Origin of the sequence: Paenibacillus turpanensis, from assembly GCF_011421635.1 — a bacterium.
GTDB lineage: Bacteria > Bacillota > Bacilli > Paenibacillales > YIM-B00363 > Paenibacillus_AK > Paenibacillus_AK turpanensis.
The window spans coordinates 1-412 of sequence record NZ_WTLI01000069.1; the positions used below are offsets into that span (position 1 = coordinate 1).

Genomic DNA, 412 nt, shown 5'->3' on the forward strand with positions numbered 1-412 from the left:
GGTGGGCACTCTAGGATGACTGCCGGTGACAAACCGGAGGAAGGCGGGGATGACGTCAAATCATCATGCCCCTTATGACCTGGGCTACACACGTACTACAATGGCCGGTACAACGGGGAGCGAAGGAGCGATCTGGAGCGAATCCTAAGAAGCCGGTCTCAGTTCGGATTGCAGGCTGCAACTCGCCTGCATGAAGTCGGAATTGCTAGTAATCGCGGATCAGCATGCCGCGGTGAATACGTTCCCGGGTCTTGTACACACCGCCCGTCACACCACGAGAGTTTACAACACCCGAAGTCGGTGAGGTAACCGCAAGGGGCCAGCCGCCGAAGGTGGGGTAGATGATTGGGGTGAAGTCGTAACAAGGTAGCCGTATCGGAAGGTGCGGCTGGATCACCTCCTTTCTATGGAG

1 rRNA gene is annotated in these 412 nt (G+C 57.0%); it reads left to right on the top strand.

Features of this window, described 5'->3' with window-relative positions:
• A 16S ribosomal RNA gene (locus tag GQS10_RS22840) occupies nucleotides 1-404 on the top strand; the annotation flags it as partial.
• Between the last annotated feature and the right edge of the window lie 8 nt (nucleotides 405-412).